This window comes from Pseudomonas sp. ITEM 17296 (assembly GCF_028895205.1).
Lineage (GTDB): Bacteria > Pseudomonadota > Gammaproteobacteria > Pseudomonadales > Pseudomonadaceae > Aquipseudomonas > Aquipseudomonas kermanshahensis.
In genome coordinates this window covers 461,514-480,412 of sequence record NZ_WJRS01000001.1, presented here as the reverse complement: position 1 = coordinate 480,412, position 18,899 = coordinate 461,514, and the positions used below count along the sequence as shown (strand labels likewise).

Here is an 18,899-nt window from a genome sequence, read left to right as displayed (position 1 = left end):
CCCCTCGCACAAAGCGGGCTCCGTGGAAAACCTGCCGGCTGCCAGCATTGTCGAACATCAGTGACCGTGGTGGCTCCCGACCTTCCAATACGGAGCCTCCATGTCCACGACCACGGCTAACACCCACTGGGCAGAACAGGCCGAGATTTTCCTCGGCACGTTCCAGGTACTCGACTCGGCAACCCCGCTCGAAAACGTAGCGCAAGAGACGTTAAAATCCGTCTACCTCAGTCTGTTCAAAGACGCCGATCAGAAGGTGATAAGCGGCCAAAGTGATGGGTAATTGCTGGCCATCAGCAGCCTGCCAGCGTCTTTCGTTTTCTGTTTCACTCGAAAACGTCGAATCGCCTGCACTTCATGATCACCGGCAGTGGAGCGGACCACGACAAAACGATGGGGATCAGCCGCAACGGTTATCTGGGGCTGGACGAATACGCCAGCGTGTCCGACCCCTTCAAGCTTGAACCGCTGCATTGGAGCGACGACAGCTTGATATGCCGTTGGCGCGACCATCAAGGCCATTCGGTTAGGCTCCACCACAACCCCAAAGTGACCGCACCTAACTTTTCTTACCTGAGAGTGCTTGAGGGTAAAGAATCCATTTTCCGCCTCACGCGGGCTCGCACCTAAGCGACAGGCAGAACCTTCAGTCTGTTTCTACGAATCGCTTCGGGTAGCGCAGAACAGCCGTGAAAAGGTTCACGCTGCCCCTGCCTGCCATGCCTGTCTAACGTGCGTGCTTCCTCAGTTGAACACGAGAAAGCACCATGGACGAAGACATCCAGTCGAGCCACGCCAAGTCGTTCCGCGGCAAATTGTACATGCGGTCGGGCGGCCGTAACATTCCGCTGCGGTTGAGCCGCAGCAGCGACAATCCCACCTGGGGCACACCCGAAGAGGACTGGCTGCAAGTTGGAGGACGAGAAGATTCGCCAACTGTGGACTTCCATTTCGACTCCCAGACCGAGGATCGACTGCATTATCACCTCTGCATTCCATGGTATCCGCGCACCAAGAAACTGGGTGTTAGCCGTAACGGCTACCTCGGCTTCTACTGGAACGCCGAGGTGACCGACTTCTGGAAAATCGAACCCTTGCACATGACCGAGGAAGGCCTCGTTTGCTATCTACGTGACCACAGGGGCCACCGGGTTGGCGCCATGCACAATGATCAGCATTACAACGGGGACGGGATTGCATTTCTCAACGTAGATCATGGCGTGGTCGCCCCTTTCCTGCTCAAGCAGATCGGTTGAGGCAGTAGCTCAGGTACCCCGCGGTTTGGCCCGCGCCGTGGCTTCGGCCACCAGCGGGTCATCCGGCCAATAGTGCTTGGGATAGCGGCCCTTGAGGTCCTTCTTCACCTCGGCATAGGTCGTGCGCCAGAAGTTGGCCAAATCCTGAGTTACCTGCACGGGCCGGCGTGCTGGCGATAGCAGGTGCAACTTGACCTGCTGTCGCCCTTGGGCGATGCGTGGCGTGTCTGCCAGGCCAAACAGCTCCTGCAGGCGCACGGCGAGGATGGGCGGGTTTTCACTGTAGTCCAGCCGTATGTGCGAGCCGGACGGCACGGCCAAGTGCGCCGGCGCCCATTCGTCGAGGCGCTGCGGCAAAGGCCATGGCAACAGGTTGCGCAGCATCGACGACAGGTCCAACGCGGCAAAATGGCTCAAGCGGGACACTTTGCCCAGGTAGGGTTGCAGCCAGCCTTCCAGGGTCGCCAGCAGGGCTTCGTCGCTCAAATCTGGCCACTCACTTTGCCCGGCCTTGTCCAGGTCCAGCTGACGTAACAACGCCACCCGCGCCTGCCACTGGCGCAAATCGGGTGTCCAGGTCAGCAGGTTCAAGCCTTTACGCCGTACCAGGCCGAGCAGGGCTCTGGCGCGGGCGTCGTCGTCCAGGCCAGGCAACGGCTCGCGGCTGAGCACCAGTTCGCCGACCTTGGTCTGCCGCTCGGCGCGCAGCACCTGCTCGCGGTCGTCCCAGTCGAGGATATCAATACGCTCGACCTGCTCGGCCAGCACGTCGTCCAGCAGTGCGGGGTCGAACTCGGCAGCCAGGTAAATGCGTTCTTCCCGCTGGCCTTGGCGGCTGCCCAGGTCGGCAATCACCAGCCAGGGGCATTTCATCAAGGCATCGACCTCGGCGAAAAGGGCCGCGCGGCCATTGGCCAGGCGATACTCGGCACCGCCCTCGCGGCGCTGCTGGGCAACCCGGTCTGGGTAGGCCAGCGCCAACAGTGCGCCCAACCAGCGTGGATGATCAGGGTCGGCAACCCCAGCGCCCGCCTTGCCACGCAGCAGCCCACGGTACTGGCGGGCCAGCTGCCGCGCACGCTGCACGCCGCCCTGCCCGCCTCGGGCTGTTTTGCTTTCACCGCTGACCAGCGCCAGCCGGCTGTGCAGGTCGGCGCCACCCCCGCGCTGGATATCACGCTCACCCAACAAGGCCGCGACATCACAGGCCATGGCCGCCAAGCCCAGACCCTGCCCGCGCAGCAGCAAATGGGCGATACGTGGGTGGGCCGGCAGTTCGGCCATGGCCTGGCCGTGCTCGCTGAGGTTGTCGCGGCTGCCCGCCTTGAAGGCACTGAGCCGTGCCAACAGGTCCTGGGCCTGGGAGAACGCCGCCGCGGGCGGCTGGTCCAGCCAGCGCAGTTGATCAGGCGTGACGCCCCATCGGGCCAGTTGCAAGGCTAGGCCGGCGAGGTCGGCCTGGAGGATTTCTGCGCTGCCATGCGCCGCCAACTGGTCATGCTGGGCCTCGGACCACAGCCGGTAGCACACCCCCGGCTCCAGGCGGCCAGCCCGGCCGGCGCGCTGGGTGGCGCTGGCGCGAGAGATACGCTGGGTGTCGAGCCGCGTCATGCCGCTGCCGGGGTCGAAGCGCGGCACCCGTGCCAAGCCGGCATCAACCACCACGCGCACGCCGTCGATGGTCAGGCTGGTTTCGGCGATGTTGGTGGCCAGCACCACTTTGCGCTTGCCGGCAGGGGCTGGGTCGATCGCCGCACGCTGGGCATTGAGGTCGAGCTCGCCGTGCAATGGGCAAAGCAGGATGTCGGAACGTTCGCCCAGCATGTCCTGAAGGCTCTGATGAACGCGGCGGATTTCGGCCTGGCCGGGCAGGAACACCAGCACGCTGCCGGTCTGGTCCGCCAGCGCATGGAGCACGCACTCGACGACCCGCGGCTCGATGAACTCGCCCGGCTGGAACGGCCGACCCCAGCGGATATCCACCGGGTACATGCGGCCTTCGCTGCTGACCACCGGCGCATCGTCGAGCAGCCGCGACAGCCGCTCGCCCTCCAGCGTCGCCGACATCAGCAAGATTTTCAGGGGCGGTTCGTCACGTAGCAGTTCACGCCCATTGAGGCTCAAGGCCAGGGCCAGGTCGGCGTCCAGGCTGCGTTCGTGGAACTCGTCGAAGATCAACAGCCCCACGCCATCCAGCGCAGGGTCTGCCTGCAAGCGGCGTGTGAGGATACCCTCGGTGACCACCTCGATACGGGTCTTCGGCCCGACCTTGCTGTCCAGGCGAATACGATAGCCCACGGTCTCCCCGACCTTTTCACCCAGCTCGCTGGCCAGCCTTTCGGCCGCCGCGCGGGCGGCCAGGCGGCGTGGTTCGAGCATCACGATGGTTTGCCCAGCCAGCCACGGCGCGTCCAGCAATGCCAAGGGCACACGGGTGGTCTTGCCGGCGCCGGGCGGTGCTTCGAGCACGGCTTCGTCGCGGTTTTCCAGGGCCTGGCGCAAGGCGGGCAAAACAGTATCGATCGGTAATGAAATCATGGTGGTCCTCGAACAGTCGGGCGAGTATAACGGCGAACCCAGCCTGCTCTATCATGGTCTTAGCATCAGGTGCTGGCGCTTCGCTTGCCCTGCTGAATACCTTTTCGGAGATTTACATGCGTATCCCATCCCGTGTCATCGGCGGCGCCCTCATCGTCACCTTGCTGACCCAGCTGACGGCCTGCGGCACGCTGTTCTACCCAGACCGCCGCGGCCAGATCGACGGCAAGATCGACCCCGTGGTCGCCGCCATGGACGCCATCGGCATTCTCTTCTACGTGATCCCCGGGCTGATCGCCTTCGGCATCGACTTTGCCACCGGCGCCATCTACTACCCGGGTGGCCGCACAGCCCAGGTCGCCCCAGAGAAACTGCGCGAAGCGGTAAGCCCGGACGGTAAGGTCGACAACCTCAAGCTGCAGGCCATTCTTGAAAGCGAACTGGGCCAGCGCCTGCCGCTGAACGACCCACGGCTGATCCAGCACCGTGGCAGCGTCGAGCAACTGGCCGCCTACCAGTTGGTACCGGCTGCCTGACCCAGACAAGGACATCGCCCCGGCATGATCACCCCGGCTGAACACCAGCGCCTGCTGCGCCTGGCCACCCGCGCGTCACTGGCGGTGGCCAGCATCCTGGTCGTGAGCAAGGCGCTGGCCTGGTGGCTGAGCGGCTCGGTCAGCCTGTTGGCCGGGTTGACCGACTCGGCACTGGACGCCGTCGCCTCGTTTCTCAACTTGCTCGCCGTGCATTACGCCCTGCGCCCGGCCGATGATGACCATCGGTTTGGCCACGGCAAGGCCGAGGCCTTGGCGGGTATGGCCCAGGCGCTGTTCATCGCAGTCAGCGCGGTGCTGATCGGGGTGCAGGCAGTCGAACGCCTGCAAACCCCACAACCCTTGGGTGACACGGGCGTCGGCATCGCGGTCATGCTGCTTTCACTGGCCTTGACCGTTGCCTTGCTGGCGTTGCAGCACAAGGTTATACGCCTGACCGGCTCCACTGCGGTGCGCGCCGACTCCCTGCACTACCGCTCAGACCTGCTGCTGAACGGCAGCATCTTGCTGGCGTTGCTGCTGACCCAATTTGGCTGGTCGCAACTGGATGCCCTGTTCGGCTTGGGCATTGCCTTTTACATTCTCTGGAGTGCGCTGCAGATCGCGCGGGAGAGCACCGCCATCCTGATGGACAAGGAGCTGCCGGGCGATGTAGGCGAGGCGATGTCCGCCCTGGTGCTGGCCATCCCTGGCGTGAAGGGGGTGCATGATTTGCGTACACGGGTCTCGGGCAACCAGTGGTTCGTGCAGTTGCACCTGGAGTTGCCGGGCGAACTGGCGCTGCATGAAGCGCACAGTTTGTGCGTGACGGCATCGGAGGTAATTCGCCAGCGTTATCCACAGGCGGATGTGATGGTGCACGCGGACCCCGTGTAGGAGCGGCCTTGCGTCGCGAAAGGGGCGCGTAGCGGCCCCAGGTTTGCGGCGTAGCAGAAATCGCTGGGGCCGCTGTGCGGCCCTTTCGCGACGCAAGGCCGCTCCCACAAAGGCCGCTTCAGGCTCAGTTGATGCTGTAGCCGCGCCCGCTGAAACAGGCGCCCAGCGCACGCCGGTAGGTATCGGTCACATTCAAAGGGGGTGCATAGGCCGCCGTCGCCGGGTCAAAGCCTGACTGGGTCACCGCCCAACGGTGGCACTGGTAGCGGTCCTGTTCCTGCTGTTCCTGCCCCTGGCCATACATTGGATAAGCCACCACGTCGTAGCCGCCAACTGCGGGTGGTACAGGCGCGGGTGCAGCCATCGGCGGGTTCACCACCACATACTCGCGGCTGTCCGCCAGGTACTGGTAATAGGTATCGGCTACCAGGAAGAACAGCGCCCCACCCAGCCAAACCTCACGGGCATACGCCGGCAGGTACTCCACCCGCGCACCATAAGGCGGTGCCACGACGATGTAACTGCCGCCGTGCGGTCGATACCAATAGCCGCCCGAATAGAAGTAGTCGTGCCCGCGGTAAGGCACCTTCCAGTAGCGATCCGGGAAGCGGTCGATGGTCTGCCCTGGGCGATACTGCGGCCCTGGCCCCCAGCCATTGCCATGGCCGTCCGGGCGCCCCTGCCAGTCACCGCCCGGCCGCTGCCCCGGCCCACCGGCTTGCCAATAGCGGTTATCGCCATTGTGCCGGGGGATGTCCTGGTAATAACCCTGGCGCGGGGGCTGCGTCTGGCGTACTTCGTCGCGCGAGTTGAGCGGGGAGCGGCCCGCGGCGGCGCCGTTCGGGTCCTGTGGCCCGTTGCCGCCATGGCCCCCGCCATGCCCCTCATCAGGCCCCTGCGCCACAGCGCCAAAGCTGATGCTCAACGTAACCAAACCAACACCTGCCCACTGCCAGATGCGCGACTTCATGGTGCCCCTCTCGATCAAAATGACTGCAGCCGCTGCCAGTCTACCGCGCCGGCCACACCGGCAACTTAAAATCGCGGACATGAAAAAAGGGAGGCCGTTGGGCCTCCCTTTGGGAATTGTCGTCCGTGCTCGGCACTTGTGGCGCCGGCTCACCTCACGCCGTCTTCTGGACGGTGTGTAGCCCGGGGGCCTGGCGGATCCTGTTGGATGGCCGGGCCGCGACCGCTCGCCTAGAGCGCGTCGCCGTGGACTGATGTCCGGGCAGTGATTCTGTGGATAAAGATACCGGGCAGCGGGCGACAGAGGATTGCGAAGATTGCTCAGATAAATAGCACTTGCGCAATTTTTCACCTTAGATTGATAATTCACCGCAATCTGAACAGAAAAGGCATATTCCATGAGCAAACTTGACCGCTACGACCTGAGCATCCTCGCCGAACTGCAGCGCGATGCGCGCATTTCCAACCAGGAGCTGGCCGAACGCATCGGCTTGTCGCCTTCGCCGTGCTCGCGTCGGGTCAAACAACTTGAGGACGACGGCTACATCTCGCGCCAGGTTGCCCTGCTCGATCGCAAGAAGCTGGGGTTGAGCCTGACCGCCTATGTCCTGATCGGCATGGACCGCCACACCCCAGAGCGCTTCGAGACCTTCGAGGCCGCCATCCGCAACTTGCCCCAGGTGCTTGAATGCAGCCTGGTCACCGGTATGGACGCCGACTACCAGCTCAAGGTGGTGGTACCGGACATGGACCACTATCAGAAATTGCTACTCGGCAGCCTGACCCGCATCGAAGGCGTCACCAGCGTGCGTTCGAGCTTCGTGCTGAACCAGGTACTGGCCAGTACCGAGCTTCCATTGACCCACCTGCGTTGAATACTTCATCGCCCGGCGTATGATCGAGCGCTCAGCCTGCCTGGAGAACACTGATGGATCCCGCCGTATTCGAAGAATGGATGATGATCATCCTCGTCACCGTGTTGATCGGTTTCATGGGCTTTATCGTCTGGGACCTGGCGAAAAAGTCCAAGGCCGGGCGGTTCGGCACCCTGATCCTGTTCTTCGTGCTGGGGCTTGGGGTACTGGCCTTTATCATCAAGAGCGTGGTAGTGGCGTTTCTGGAAGGGGTGTAGGCGCAGCCTTGTGCTGCGAAGAGGCCCCTGGCCGCTCGCCAAGATCTAGGTCGAACATACCGGCCCTTTCGCAGCACAAGGCTGCTCCTACCGAGGTAGTTTGGCTGGCACTTCGCGCCAACAGCCTTGGTCCAGGCCGTCCAGCGTCCAGTCGCCAATCCGCACCCGCACCAGGCGCAAGGTGGGCAACCCCACCGCCGCCGTCATTCGCCGCACCTGGCGGTTGCGCCCTTCGCGAATCACCAGCTCCAGCCAATGGGTCGGCACGCTCTTGCGAAAACGTACCGGCGGGTTGCGCGGCCACAGTTCAGGTTCATCCAGGCGGCGGGCCTCGGCCGGCAAGGTCGGGCCGTCATTGAGCATCACCCCCTCGCTCAGGCGTTGCAACTGCTCGTCGCTCGGCTCACCTTCCACTTGTACCCAGTACGTCTTGGCCAGCTTGTGCTTGGGGTCGGCGATGCGCGCCTGCAGGCCGCCATGGTTGGTCAGCAGCAGCAGGCCTTCACTGTCGCGGTCCAGCCGCCCGGCCGGGTAAACGCCCGGGATGTCGATGAAGTCCTTGAGGGTCGCGCGCCCTTCACCATCGCTGAACTGGGTCAGCACGTCGAACGGCTTGTTGAACAGGATCAGGCGTGGCTCGGCCGGCGGCGCCTTGGGCTGGCGACGCGGGTCGGCAGGCCGCGCCTGAGGGCGGCGCGGCTTGGAACGGGGTGGCAGTGGCATGGATCCTCAGCGGAACGGCGGCTCATCGAAGCTGCGCAGTTTACGCGAGTGCAACGAATTGAGCTCGGTACGTAGCAGGTCGAGGGCGGCAATGCCGATCTTCAAATGCTGGCTGACCGCCCGGTTGTAGAACGCGTTGGCCGAGCCCGGCAGCTTGATCTCGCTGTGCAGCGGCTTGTCGGAGACACACAGCAACGTGCCGTACGGCACCCGCAACCGGTAGCCTTGGGCGGCAATGGTGCCACTCTCCATGTCCACCGCCACTGCACGTGACAGGTTGATCAATGGCCGCTCCTGGGCCCAGCGCAGTTCCCAGTTACGGTCGTCGTAGGTCAACACAGTGCCGGTGCGCAGGCGCTTTTTCAGCTGTTCGCCGCGCTCACCGGTCACTTGTGCTGCTGCCTCCTGCAAGGCCATCTGCACCTCGGCCAGGGCCGGAATCGGAATGTTTGGCGGCACCACACGGTCAAGAATGCCGTCGCGCCGCATGTACGCGTGCGCCAGCACATAGTCACCGATGGTCTGCGACTGACGCAGGCCGCCGCAGTGGCCGATCATCAGCCAGCAGTGCGGGCGCAGCACGGCCAGGTGGTCGGTGATGTTCTTGGCATTGGAAGGGCCGACGCCGATGTTGACCAAGGTCACGCCGTCGCCGTCGGCGGCGATCAGGTGGTAGGCCGGCATCTGGTAACGGTGCCAGACCACGCTGGCCACCAGGGCCTGGGTTTCGCCATGATCCATACCCTTTTCGATCACCACGTTGCCCGGCAGCACCATGCGCACGAAACGCGGGTCGTCACGCAGTTGCTCAAGGCCATGGCTGATGAACTGGTCGACATAGCGGTGGTAGTTGGTCAGCAAAATCCACGGCTGTACATGCCGCCAGTCGCTGCCGGTGTAGTGCACCAGGCGACGCAGCGAGAAGTCGACACGCGCGGCATCGAACAGCGCCAGCGGCAGGGTTTCGGTGCTGTCCCAGTCGTACAGGCCATCGGCGATATTGTCGGTGGCTGCCGACAGGTCAGTGCTGGGGAACACCCGCGCCAGCTGGGCGGCAGTGATGCCGCTGCCGGCCAGTTCGTCGCCCTGGTCGACCACGTAGGGGTACGGGATGTTCTGCTCGCTCACACCCACTTCCACTGTCACGGTGTAGTCGTGCATGAGCGGGCGCAGTTGCTCGAGCAGATAGCCACGGAACGCAGCTGGCTGGGTGACGGTGACGCTGTAGGTGCCGGCGACCTGGACCTTGGCGTAGGCACGCGTGGTGGCCGCGACCTCACCCTGGCTGTAATAGGTCAGGCGCAGCGCGGGATAACGGAACAGCCCGCGCTCGTCGGCATCGGGCTCGGTTCGGTCCTTGAGGTAGCGCTTGAGGGCTTGGCTGAGGGCACCGGTGGCCTGTTCATGCAGGGCCGCCAGACGGTCGACGGCCTGTTCTGGGGTATCAACGACTACAAAAGCGTGGCTCACACTGTGCTTCCTGTCTGGACATGCATGTGGACCATCTTGCCTGCCTTCGTGGCTAAATACACCCCCATTGATCAGTCTTGCCAGACCGGCGTGGCCCTTGCCACCAGCGCCTGAACATCCACACCCCGCGGCAGCGCGCCATAGGCCCGACCACCACCGGCCAGGCGGCTGCCGATGAACGCATCGCTGACCACCGCATTACCCGCCTCCAGCAGCAGCTTGGCCTGCAGCGCCAGTGCAATGTCCTCGGTCAGCTGACGGGCGCGGTACTGGATGTCGGTGGTGTCGGCGAACGCCCCCTTGAGGTTGCCAATGTGCGCAGCCAGCCGTGGGTCGCCATGGCCATCACCCAGCTCGGTGAACAGCGCGTCCAGCACCCCCGGCTCCTTGGACAACGCCCGCAACACATCCAGGCACTGCACATTGCCCGAGCCTTCCCAGGTCGAGTTGACCGGTGCTTCGCGGTACAACCGCGGCAGGATGCTGTCTTCGACGTACCCGGCCCCGCCCAGGCATTCGGCGGCCTCGTTGATCATTGCCGGGGCACGCTTGCAGATCCAGTACTTGCCCACCGCTGTGACCAGCCGGGCAAAATGCGCCTGCTGCGGGTCATCGAGCTGCTCCAGGGCCTGCCCCATGCGCAGGCTCAGGGCCAGCGCCGCCTCGCTCTCCAGCGCCAGGTCGGCCAGCACGTTCTGCATCAGCGGCTGCTCGTTCAATACCCGGCCGCCGACCTTACGGAACGCGCAATGATGGGCGGCCTGGGTGAGGGCCTGGCGCATCAGGGCACTGGAGCCAACCATGCAGTCGAAACGGGTCATGGCGACCATCTCGATAATGGTCGGCACACCCCGCCCTTCTTCACCCACCATCCACGCCAGGGCGCCCCGAAACTCGACTTCACTGGACGCATTGGAGCTGTTGCCCAGCTTGTTTTTCAAGCGCTGGATATAGAACTGGTTGCGGTTGTCATCTGGGCGATGGCGGGGCAACAGGAAGCAGCTCAGGCCTTTTTCGGTCTGGGCCAGGGTAAGAAAGGCATCGCACATCGGCGCCGAGCAAAACCACTTGTGCCCGACCAGTTCATACGCCTGGCCAGGGCCCGGCGCACCGACCGGGTAGGCCCGCGTGGTGTTGGCACGCACGTCGGTGCCGCCCTGCTTCTCGGTCATGGCCATGCCCAGGGTAACCCCGGCCTTGTGCCGGTCCCCGACGTTGCGCGGGTCATATTCGCAGGCCAGGATTTTCGGCAGCCAGTATTCGGCCAGTTCGGGCTGAAGGCGCAGCGCCGGCACGGCGGCGAAAGTCATGGTCAGCGGGCAGCCAGTGCCAGCTTCGGCCTGGCTGTGCAGGTAGGTCATCGACGCGCGCGCCACATGCGCACCGGCACGGGGTTCTGCCCATGGCAGAGAAGGCAGACCGTGCTCGACGGCAGTGCGCATCAGCTCGTGGTAGGCCGGGTGGAACTCGACCAAGTCAATACGATGGCCATAACGGTCGTGGCTGCTGAATTCGGGCTTGTGCGCGTTGGCCAAGAAGCCCGCAGCCATCAGCGGCCCACCGGCCAAGGCACCGTAAGCATCGATCCGCGACTCGGCCCAGCCAGCGCCAAAACGCCGCGACCACTCCTGCAAGGTTTGGTCAAGGCGGTACAGGTTGGCGCCGTCGAGGGACGGCGGCTGGTTGGTGACTTCGTGGGTTTCAGCGTACTGGTGCAGGTTCATTGGCAGCTCCTGGATCCGTGCAGGCCTGAAAGTCCCAGTGAAGCACTCCCTGGGGGTCAGTCAAAGTGACAAAAATGACTAATCGGGATGGCATTTGGCTGCGGCGGTGATTATCGGACGACATCCAAATCTGCATTTCGTGTAGGAGGTTTCCTAAACCATTCTTCCAGTGAAATGTGCCGTTTCCAGAGTGCTAGGTTCGGGCTTCCACCCTTTTAGGAAGCGTCGAACCATGAGCCAGCGTATGAACATCCTTGGCAAAGGCCAGGGACTCGACGGCGACCAGACCACCACCGGTGCCATCTGTATCGCCGGCCAGGCACGTGGGCGTGTACACGGGAGCGGCTGGCTGCTGGTGGGCGACAAAACAACACCCTGCCCACTCTGCGGTAACGAAGGGACCATCGTTGAAGGCGAAAGTCGATGGAAGCAGGACGGGATACCGACCGCCGTGGATGGCGCACTGGTCCAGTGCGGTTGCCCAATAGGCAGCAATCGGGTAGTCGCGCCCATGCACCAGCGACCTCATCCCCGAAGTACATCAGTCACATTGCCCACACCTCAGGCTGCCTCTCAAACAAACAGCAGCACACCCACCCGTCATGCTAACCAGCCCGCAGCTGCCAGGCTGCCAGAGCTAGAGCCAGGCTTTTACATCATTCCACGCAGCATGTCGTACGACCAGGTGCTAACTAGGCTGAGTGATACACAATCGGTACTGCCGGATGCCATGTTGAAAAGGCTCAACCCGACTTATCAACAAGGCTTCAAAGCCGGCGAAATTTTCATTATCGGCGACCCACGGAACGGCCACGCCTGCACTCGCCAGGAAATGCACGCGATGAGTGCGGCGGAACTTGCACGTGAAGCCTTGGCAGAGCTGACACCCGAAGAAGCCAACTTCATGATGCGTCACCAGGCCGAGATTGCCGGTTTGCTTAGCGATGTAAGCCTGGCGATGGGGGTGAGCGAGGCGATGATGGCCAAATCGCTAGATGAACTAGGCACCACACTGCGCAATATCGAAAAGCTGCATCAGCAGCAGTTCTCGAAGCATGGACACCTGCGCAGCGCGGAGTTCTTCGCCGAGCGTAAAGAACTGTTCCGGCAACTGAATGCCAAGCTGAGGGTAAGTTATCTTAACAAGCGTATGGAGCTTGGTAGTTACGACACCCTGCGTCGAGGATTGGGGATATCCAGCCGGAGCCTTGTTCATCATTGGAGCAAAGCTGGAGCACCGGGGCAGATTCCGGGGTATTCAACCCACCTGGATAAGTTGGCAAGCATGTCGAAATACCTGAAAGCTGGGGGACATATAGGCATGGCGCTCGGCGGTGGTAGTTCACTGTTAAAAATCAAGGAGGCTTGCCGAGCAGGTGATACTGAGAGCTGCAAAAAAATCAAATTAAAAGAAACTGGAAATTTTTTGGGTGGGGTAACAGGTGGCGTCATAACTGGAGCAATAGCCAGCAGGCTGGCTATCGTAGCTTGCGTGGGCTTTGGCCCCATTGGAGCAGCCGTTTGCAGTATTGCTATAACAGGTGCGGGATCAATGGCTGGTAGTGTGGGTGGAATGGCCGCCGGCGAAGAAGTCGGCGAGGTAGTCTTTGAAATCACAGAGCCAATGAGGCCTCGGGACGAGTAGAATGGATATAATTTTAAAAATAGTAAACCACCCCTTCGCCTGGAAAATAGTAGCGCTACTGGCTCCTTGGTTCATGATATTCCTAGGGATATTCATGATTGCTAGGCTGGCCTGGACCAAAAACCTTGAAACCATGCTCACTTCACTGTCGAGCAGCTATTATCTGAATTCCATTACCACTCCCTTCAAATCTCTTGGATTGAAAGGACGATTCTGGCTCGCCTGCGCAATTGGCTGCCTGCTGAGCTGGCCAACCTATGCCATTCACATCCGCTTGAACAAATTGGACAAGCGCGAGGTAGAAAACTTCCCTAAAAAACTAAAACGCCAACTAAAATCAGCCGAACTGTTGATGTTCGCTGGAGCAGCACTAGCATTTGCGAGCTATTTATACTTCAAGAAAGCGATGTAGCCCGATCAATGACGCTTTCGCATGCGGAATAGTGATTTCGTGCGCAGGAGCTTTGGCTAGTAGCGTTGCCGGCATGAAACATGGAGAATTAATCTTCGAGGACTCTGAAAATGATTGACCACCTTGACGTAAAACTAAGGCTATTGTTGTTAGGCACTCCTTTCTTCCTCGCCTTGGCCGGGCTTGTATCTGACCTTCACATCGCTTGCTCTAGTCAATATGCAAAAATGGCCAAAGCGCTCTCCCGGAGCAAATGCCTCTCCTATGCCGTCGCGCTTTGGGGTGAAAAAAATATACGTTCGAGGCTTTTGGTGATTTTTATGATCACTGGCGCCGTTACATCCCCCAAGTCCAGCATCCGCAGAGGCATACTGGATGCACGAGACTACGATCAACTACCCAGCAATCTGAGAACAAAATTAGTTGTCGCTTCATGGACGAGTACCATCGGATTTATCTGGCTTACTATCAACTACTTTTTAATATAGCCACTGCAGAGAAAATACAATGCAGACTCCCGATAAACGTCAAGCCGTACTGCCAACTTCCTCGCCTTCAACGCCAAAACACATTTAGCGCCTGTGAGATCGAGCGCCGTCCGCGCGGCGCTTCGCAGCACAATGCTGCTCCTATACACGGAACTTTCAGCGAAAACAATGAAACTACTTATGGCGACAACATCATGTTTCATGATCATGACCGGATTGGCACTTTATATCCGCTTGGCGCAACCCAAAACGCTGGAGACAATGATTTCTGCATTACCAAGCAGCTACTGGCTGAAATTGAATGTTGCCATATGGGGCAAACAAAGCCTTCGCTCACGACTACAGCTAATAGGAGTCGTATCAGCCGTATTATTCTGGCCAATAAAAAATCTGCATGCCCGCCACAACAAACTAGACCCAAAAGATATCGACAAATTCCCGAAAAACTTAAAAAAACAGCTACTGCTCTGCAATTATCTACTTTACCTAGGCGCAGCCTGCTTTGGTATAACTTACTTCATATACAGCTAGCACCACATAGGCAAAACTGCTTTGACTGGAAGCGTTGGCGGCATGAAACATGGCGAATCAATCTTCGAAGGCTCTGGAAATGATTGATCACCTTGACGTGAAACTAAGGCTATTTTTGTTAGGCACTCCTATCTGCCTCGCCTTGATCGGGCTTGCATCTGACCTTCACATCGCTTGCTCTCGCCAATATAAAGAAATGACCTCAGCACTCCAACGGAGCGCGTGTCTCCCATTTGCGACCGGCATGTGGGGAGAGAAAAAAATACGTTCCAGAATTCTAGTTATTTCTGTAATCGCTGGCGCCATTGGATCCCCCGCTTCGAGCATTCGCAGCGGACTACTGAATGAGCAAGACCACTTACAATTCCCTAGGTATTTAAGAAGAAAAATACTCATTGCATCTTCGTTAAACACTATTGGAGTTGTCTGGGTAGCGGCATATTACCTAATGAAGCTGATAAAATGAGAGAACACCAAATGAGCTCCGACCAGAAGCACCCTCACGAGTAGCCCCAAAAAACACAGCTCTATGTCATCTCCATATCAAAGCTCATGATCATGGGATCTTTATCAATGGGCCTGTACCTTTACTACTGGTACTATCGACACTGGTTACTCATCAGAGGTCAGCATGGCCTCAGACTCATCCCGCTGCTTTGTACAATTTTCGGCGCTGTAACAATCTACTTCCTAATGAAAAAAATCGTCGCGCGCTGCACTCAAGCGAACCGGCCTGTAGAAGGTAGTGCGGTCGGTGTCACTCTGATGTTTTACGCACCCATCCTGATGATAGTGGGCTGGGAATTCTATATATCCGAAAAGTTATTCGATAGCCTGCCACTCTCAGCTTTCACCCTAATCCCGATTATGCTCACACTCCTCTACACCACCTTTTTCTCGGTGGCAATGGTACAGATACAGCAATCAGTCAATGTTTGTGAGGGTGATGCGTGTGGGTTTGAAAATTCAAAAATAACTTGGGCAAATGTTCTATGGCTGATTGTCTGCTGGATGCCCATTACCGCTCTTTTTGGCTATTTGTCGGCTTACGCACCATGAATGCAGTAACCCGCGCTGCCTAGCCTTGGCTGAGGCGTATCATCCAGCAACGCCTTGGCCATGGCTCCTGTGCAGATGCGTAGGAAGAGGCTGGAGTTGTTGTAGGTCGCGGGGGCATGATTTGAGAATGCATCAGGGCTGAAAGGTGCTCGCCACAACACATTTAGCGCCTATGAGACCGAGCGCCGCCCGCGCGGCGCTTCGCAGCACAAGGCTGCTCCTACATCTGTTTCGGGCCAGTCACGCCTGTGAGGGCGGCGCGCGACCGCCTTGTTGGTCCGGCACGATATCGCGCCATGCACCAAGGGATCGCGCGGAATAACTGGCCCGGAAGAAATATAGGAGCAGCCTTGTGCTGCAATGCGCCGCGCGGGCGGCGCTCGATTTCCCAGGCGCTATACCTCCCGTGGCGGGCGCCTGTCAGCCCCAAACGCGTCCTGCCCGCTATCGATACACCTACTACTAGAAGGAGCGACGCGTCTGCTGAGAGTGCGGAGGCAACTGCACCTGCGATATCGCGACTTTCATCGTCAACTCGAACCGGCTCCCCAACCCGCGCGTAGATTCATGCGACAGCGTGGCCCCCAGCAACTCGCCCATCTGCCTGCAAATCGACAAGCCGATCCCCAGCCCGCCATAACGCCGGGTCATGGAACCGTCAACCTGGAAAAAACGCTGATAAAGCGTGGCCTGGTCGAGATCATCAAAGCCGATGCCGCTGTCACTGACCGTGAAGGTAAGCGCCAAGTTGTCCGGCCCCAGGCGCTGGCCGCGCACCTGCAGCATGACCCCACCCTGATCGGTGAACTTCAGGCCGTTGTCCAGCAGGCAACCCAGGCAACGGGCCAGTTTTTGCGCATCGGACAGCAGCGCGTCTGGCAGATCGGCAGGTATGTCCAGGCTCAGGTACAACCCTTTGCCCAGCGCCTGGCCAGCGTGTGCGGCTCGCAAGCCTTGCAGCATGTTACGCAGGCTGAAGGGCGCGGCCTGCACACGCAAGCGGCCGCCCTGCAGCTCGGAGAGGGTGAGGATGTCGTCGACCATGTCCATCATGCTCTGCGCCGACGTGACCGCTGTGCGATGGTACTGGGCCATTTCGGCCTCCATCGGCAGGGTGTGCATCAGCTCAAGCGAGCCGATCACACCATTCATCGGGGTGCGCAGTTCATGGGTGACCGTGGCCAGGAACTCGTCCTTCAAGCGGTTGCTCCTGGCCAGTTGCAGGTTCAACTGCTCCAGGGTTCGACCGGTTTCACGCAGGGTCTGCGCCTGTTGCTCGCGCAGGCTGTTGATACGGTCGGCCAGCGCCAGCGACAGCAGCGCCACCTCCAGCGCCGAGCCCAACTGGCTGGCATACATCGTGATAAACACGTTCGGCAAGTAACCCAGCACCATCAAGGTGTTGACCAGCCCGCCCAGCAAAAACGCCGACCAGGCGATGATGAACCAGCGCGCCACCCGCAAACCGCGCGACCAGGCATACACGCCAGCGGCAAAGATGCTGACGGTGAACAGCAACGCCAGCACCGTGGCCATGCGCAGGGCGATGCCATACGGCATGCTCACGGCCAAGACCATCACCAAACCACCGCCCAGCATCAGCAGTTGCAACAACCGGTCGAAGCCACGGCTGATCTTGCCCAATTGCAGAAAATGCCGGGCGAACTGGCAGCCGAACAAACCGGCAGCGCCAATGAACAAGGGCGTCGAGGCATTCGCCCACCAGGGGCTGTCCGGCCAGAAGTAGGCGACCCCCGCACCGTTCACCGAAACCTGATAAAGACCGAACGAGGCGATGTAGAGGATGTAGTAGAGGTAGCTGACATCCCGCACGCTGAGGTAGATGAACAGGTTGTACACCAGCATCACCAGCAACACGCCGTAGATCATGCCCAGTACGTACAAGCGCGTGGGCTGGTCCTCCATGTAGGCCTCGGCCGACCATAGCGCCAGCGGCGCCTGCACCGAACCCTGGCTGTGCAAGCGCAAGTAGACGGTGGTCGCCTGGCCTGGGGGCAGCGGCAACTCGAACAGGTAGTTGTTCTGCCGGATCTGCCGGCTGGCGTAAGGCAAGGCGTCGCCCGTGCGCTGGGCCAGGCGGTAGGTACCGGTGCTGTCGGGCAGGTACAACTCGAGGTGATCCAGGGGGGGGTAGGCCAGTTCCAGCAGCCATTGGCGGGGGGTGGCAGCGGCTGACGGCAGGTAACGCAGGTCGATCTTCAACCAGAACACCGACGTGGAATAACCCGCGTTCAACACAGGCTCGTGATGGGCCCGAAAGTGCTTGGCGAACGTGGGCTCACTGACTTGGGCAATGCTGGTACTGCCATCAGGGTCTTCGAAGACCTGAAGGGTTTCGCCCAGCGGAAGATGGCGGGTAGCGTCGTCGAAGTCGACCGCAACGGCCAGCACGGGCAACAAGCCCAGAAGCACAATCAGCAAATAGCGCATACAGCCCCAGCATGGCCTGTCCGGTCGCGTCGCGGTTGCCTCCCATCCGTTTGAGACGACGTAATCCGGCAGAACCCGTTTGTCGAGTTATCCGAGCACTCTAGCATAGCTTTCCTACCTGGCAATCGGCCATCTCGAATTGCGGCCCAAAGGCTCTAAATCAATACTTTCAGCAGAACAACACACCTGAATCTGACCAGTCGATCAGCAAAACTCGTTTGTAGGACGATCCCCACAAATGGGTTTGGTGGTAAGCTCGCCGCCCATGAATACCTACAGCTCCCGCCCCGTTGTCCTCTGTCTCTCCGGCCACGACCCCAGTGGCGGCGCCGGCTTGCAGGCAGATATCGAAGCCCTGATCGCCCAAGGCTGTCACGCCGCACCCGCGGTGACCGCCCTGACCGTCCAGGATACCGTCAATGTTTCCGACTTCCGCGTGCTCGACCGCGAGTGGGTGCTGGCCCAGGCCAACGCCGTGCTGGCTGACTCCACGGTAGCGGCCGTCAAGCTGGGCATGCTCGGTTCGATCGACATGGTCGACACCGTCGCCGAACTGCTTGCCGCCCACCCGCACCTGCCGCTGGTCTGCGACCCGGTGCTGCGTGCCGGTGGCGGTGGCCGCCTGGGCAAGGACGAAGTGGGTTACGCCGTGCGCGAACGCCTGCTGCCGCTGGCGACCATCGCCACGCCGAACCTGCCGGAAGCGCGCATTCTCGCCGAGCTGCCTGAAGGCACTGCCGACGAGTGTGCCGAGAAACTGTTGCCGTTCTGTAGACACCTGTTGATTACCGGGGGTCACGGCGACGAAGACGAAATCCACAACCGCCTGTACAGCCGCGATGGCCAACGCCTGACCTGGACCTGCCAACGCCTGCCAGGCAGCTACCACGGTTCCGGTTGCACCCTGGCCAGCGCCCTGGCCGGCCGACTGGCCCTGGGCGAAGCACTGCAAAGCGCTGTGCGCAGCGCCCTGGACTACACCTGGCGCACCCTGCGTGACGCCGAGCAACTGGGCAAGGGCCAGTACGTGCCGCGCCGCCTGCCCCTGGATTTCTGCTCCTGATACGAGGC

The 18,899-nt window shown here is 60.7% G+C and carries 18 protein-coding genes; 12 read left to right on the top strand and 6 right to left on the bottom strand.

All coding sequences use genetic code 11. The features are described 5' to 3' along the window. Positions 1-100 precede the first annotated feature (100 nt). The 3 genes from GIB19_RS02115 (at position 101) to GIB19_RS02105 (ending at position 1,256) form a co-directional block, all read left to right on the top strand. Positions 101-283 (top strand): hypothetical protein, encoded by a 183-nt coding sequence (locus GIB19_RS02115; protein WP_225876667.1) that lies wholly within the window; start codon positions 101-103, stop codon positions 281-283. Between the two features lie 74 nt (positions 284-357). Beyond that, complete coding sequence (locus tag GIB19_RS02110; protein WP_274883199.1) at positions 358-630, top strand: hypothetical protein; 273 nt, start codon at positions 358-360, stop codon at positions 628-630. A 137-nt stretch (positions 631-767) separates the two neighbouring features. Then, positions 768-1,256, top strand: coding sequence for a hypothetical protein (locus GIB19_RS02105; protein WP_099430520.1), 489 nt, complete (start codon positions 768-770; stop codon positions 1,254-1,256). A 9-nt stretch (positions 1,257-1,265) separates the two neighbouring features. On the opposite strand, the gene hrpB is transcribed toward GIB19_RS02105, so the two are convergent. Next, entirely contained in the window at positions 1,266-3,794 is a 2,529-nt protein-coding gene (gene hrpB, locus GIB19_RS02100) for an ATP-dependent helicase HrpB (protein WP_274883195.1), read from the bottom strand. 116 nt (positions 3,795-3,910) lie between these two features. On the opposite strand from hrpB, the gene GIB19_RS02095 reads away from it, so the two are divergent. Together GIB19_RS02095 and GIB19_RS02090 are read left to right on the top strand one after the other, a co-directional pair. Continuing rightward, on the top strand, positions 3,911-4,330 hold the full coding sequence (locus GIB19_RS02095) for a hypothetical protein (protein ID WP_027592641.1): 420 nt from the start codon (positions 3,911-3,913) through the stop codon (positions 4,328-4,330). A 24-nt stretch (positions 4,331-4,354) separates the two neighbouring features. Then, positions 4,355-5,224 (top strand): cation diffusion facilitator family transporter, encoded by an 870-nt coding sequence (locus GIB19_RS02090; RefSeq protein WP_099430522.1) that lies wholly within the window; start codon positions 4,355-4,357, stop codon positions 5,222-5,224. Between the two features lie 124 nt (positions 5,225-5,348). Here the strand turns inward: GIB19_RS02090 and GIB19_RS02085 are convergent, their stop codons facing one another. After that, complete coding sequence (locus tag GIB19_RS02085; RefSeq protein ID WP_099430523.1) at positions 5,349-6,194, bottom strand: DUF6515 family protein; 846 nt, start codon at positions 6,192-6,194, stop codon at positions 5,349-5,351. 397 nt (positions 6,195-6,591) lie between these two features. Between GIB19_RS02085 and GIB19_RS02080 the strand changes: the two genes are divergently transcribed. Together GIB19_RS02080 and GIB19_RS02075 are read left to right on the top strand one after the other, a co-directional pair. Next, positions 6,592-7,068 (top strand): Lrp/AsnC family transcriptional regulator, encoded by a 477-nt coding sequence (locus tag GIB19_RS02080; RefSeq protein WP_003249795.1) that lies wholly within the window; start codon positions 6,592-6,594, stop codon positions 7,066-7,068. Between the two features lie 53 nt (positions 7,069-7,121). Next, a complete protein-coding gene (locus tag GIB19_RS02075) occupies positions 7,122-7,325 on the top strand; it encodes a DUF2788 domain-containing protein (RefSeq protein ID WP_027592638.1) in 204 nt (67 codons plus the stop codon). Between the two features lie 87 nt (positions 7,326-7,412). Here GIB19_RS02075 and GIB19_RS02070 read toward each other — a convergent pair whose 3' ends face one another. The 3 genes from GIB19_RS02070 to GIB19_RS02060 all read right to left on the bottom strand — a co-directional run bounded on the left by GIB19_RS02070 (position 7,413) and on the right by GIB19_RS02060 (position 11,242). Further along, on the bottom strand, positions 7,413-8,048 hold the full coding sequence (locus GIB19_RS02070) for a pseudouridine synthase (RefSeq protein ID WP_274883170.1): 636 nt from the start codon (positions 8,046-8,048) through the stop codon (positions 7,413-7,415). Positions 8,049-8,054: 6 nt separating this feature from the next. Next, positions 8,055-9,518, bottom strand: coding sequence for an AMP nucleosidase (amn, locus tag GIB19_RS02065; protein WP_027592636.1), 1,464 nt, complete (start codon positions 9,516-9,518; stop codon positions 8,055-8,057). Positions 9,519-9,589: 71 nt separating this feature from the next. Then, entirely contained in the window at positions 9,590-11,242 is a 1,653-nt protein-coding gene (locus tag GIB19_RS02060; protein ID WP_274883169.1) for an acyl-CoA dehydrogenase family protein, read from the bottom strand. Positions 11,243-11,474: 232 nt separating this feature from the next. Between GIB19_RS02060 and GIB19_RS02055 the strand changes: the two genes are divergently transcribed. The 4 genes from GIB19_RS02055 to GIB19_RS02040 all read left to right on the top strand — a co-directional run bounded on the left by GIB19_RS02055 (position 11,475) and on the right by GIB19_RS02040 (position 15,377). Further along, entirely contained in the window at positions 11,475-12,887 is a 1,413-nt protein-coding gene (locus GIB19_RS02055) for a PAAR domain-containing protein (RefSeq protein ID WP_274883168.1), read from the top strand. Between the two features lies 1 nt (position 12,888). After that, complete coding sequence (locus GIB19_RS02050; protein WP_099430526.1) at positions 12,889-13,299, top strand: hypothetical protein; 411 nt, start codon at positions 12,889-12,891, stop codon at positions 13,297-13,299. 433 nt (positions 13,300-13,732) lie between these two features. After that, a complete protein-coding gene (locus GIB19_RS02045) occupies positions 13,733-14,401 on the top strand; it encodes a hypothetical protein (protein ID WP_274883165.1) in 669 nt (222 codons plus the stop codon). 490 nt (positions 14,402-14,891) lie between these two features. Further along, positions 14,892-15,377, top strand: a complete 486-nt coding sequence (locus GIB19_RS02040; RefSeq protein ID WP_274883164.1) for a hypothetical protein — start codon at positions 14,892-14,894, stop codon at positions 15,375-15,377. Positions 15,378-15,839: 462 nt separating this feature from the next. Here the strand turns inward: GIB19_RS02040 and GIB19_RS02035 are convergent, their stop codons facing one another. Continuing rightward, positions 15,840-17,828, bottom strand: coding sequence for a sensor histidine kinase (locus tag GIB19_RS02035; RefSeq protein ID WP_274883162.1), 1,989 nt, complete (start codon positions 17,826-17,828; stop codon positions 15,840-15,842). A 265-nt stretch (positions 17,829-18,093) separates the two neighbouring features. Here GIB19_RS02035 and GIB19_RS02030 point away from each other — a divergent pair, with 265 nt between their 5' ends. After that, positions 18,094-18,891 carry a hydroxymethylpyrimidine/phosphomethylpyrimidine kinase gene (locus GIB19_RS02030; protein WP_085272375.1) on the top strand — a complete coding sequence of 266 codons (798 nt, stop codon included), beginning with the start codon at positions 18,094-18,096 and terminating at the stop codon, positions 18,889-18,891. The last annotated feature ends 8 nt before the right edge of the window (positions 18,892-18,899 follow it).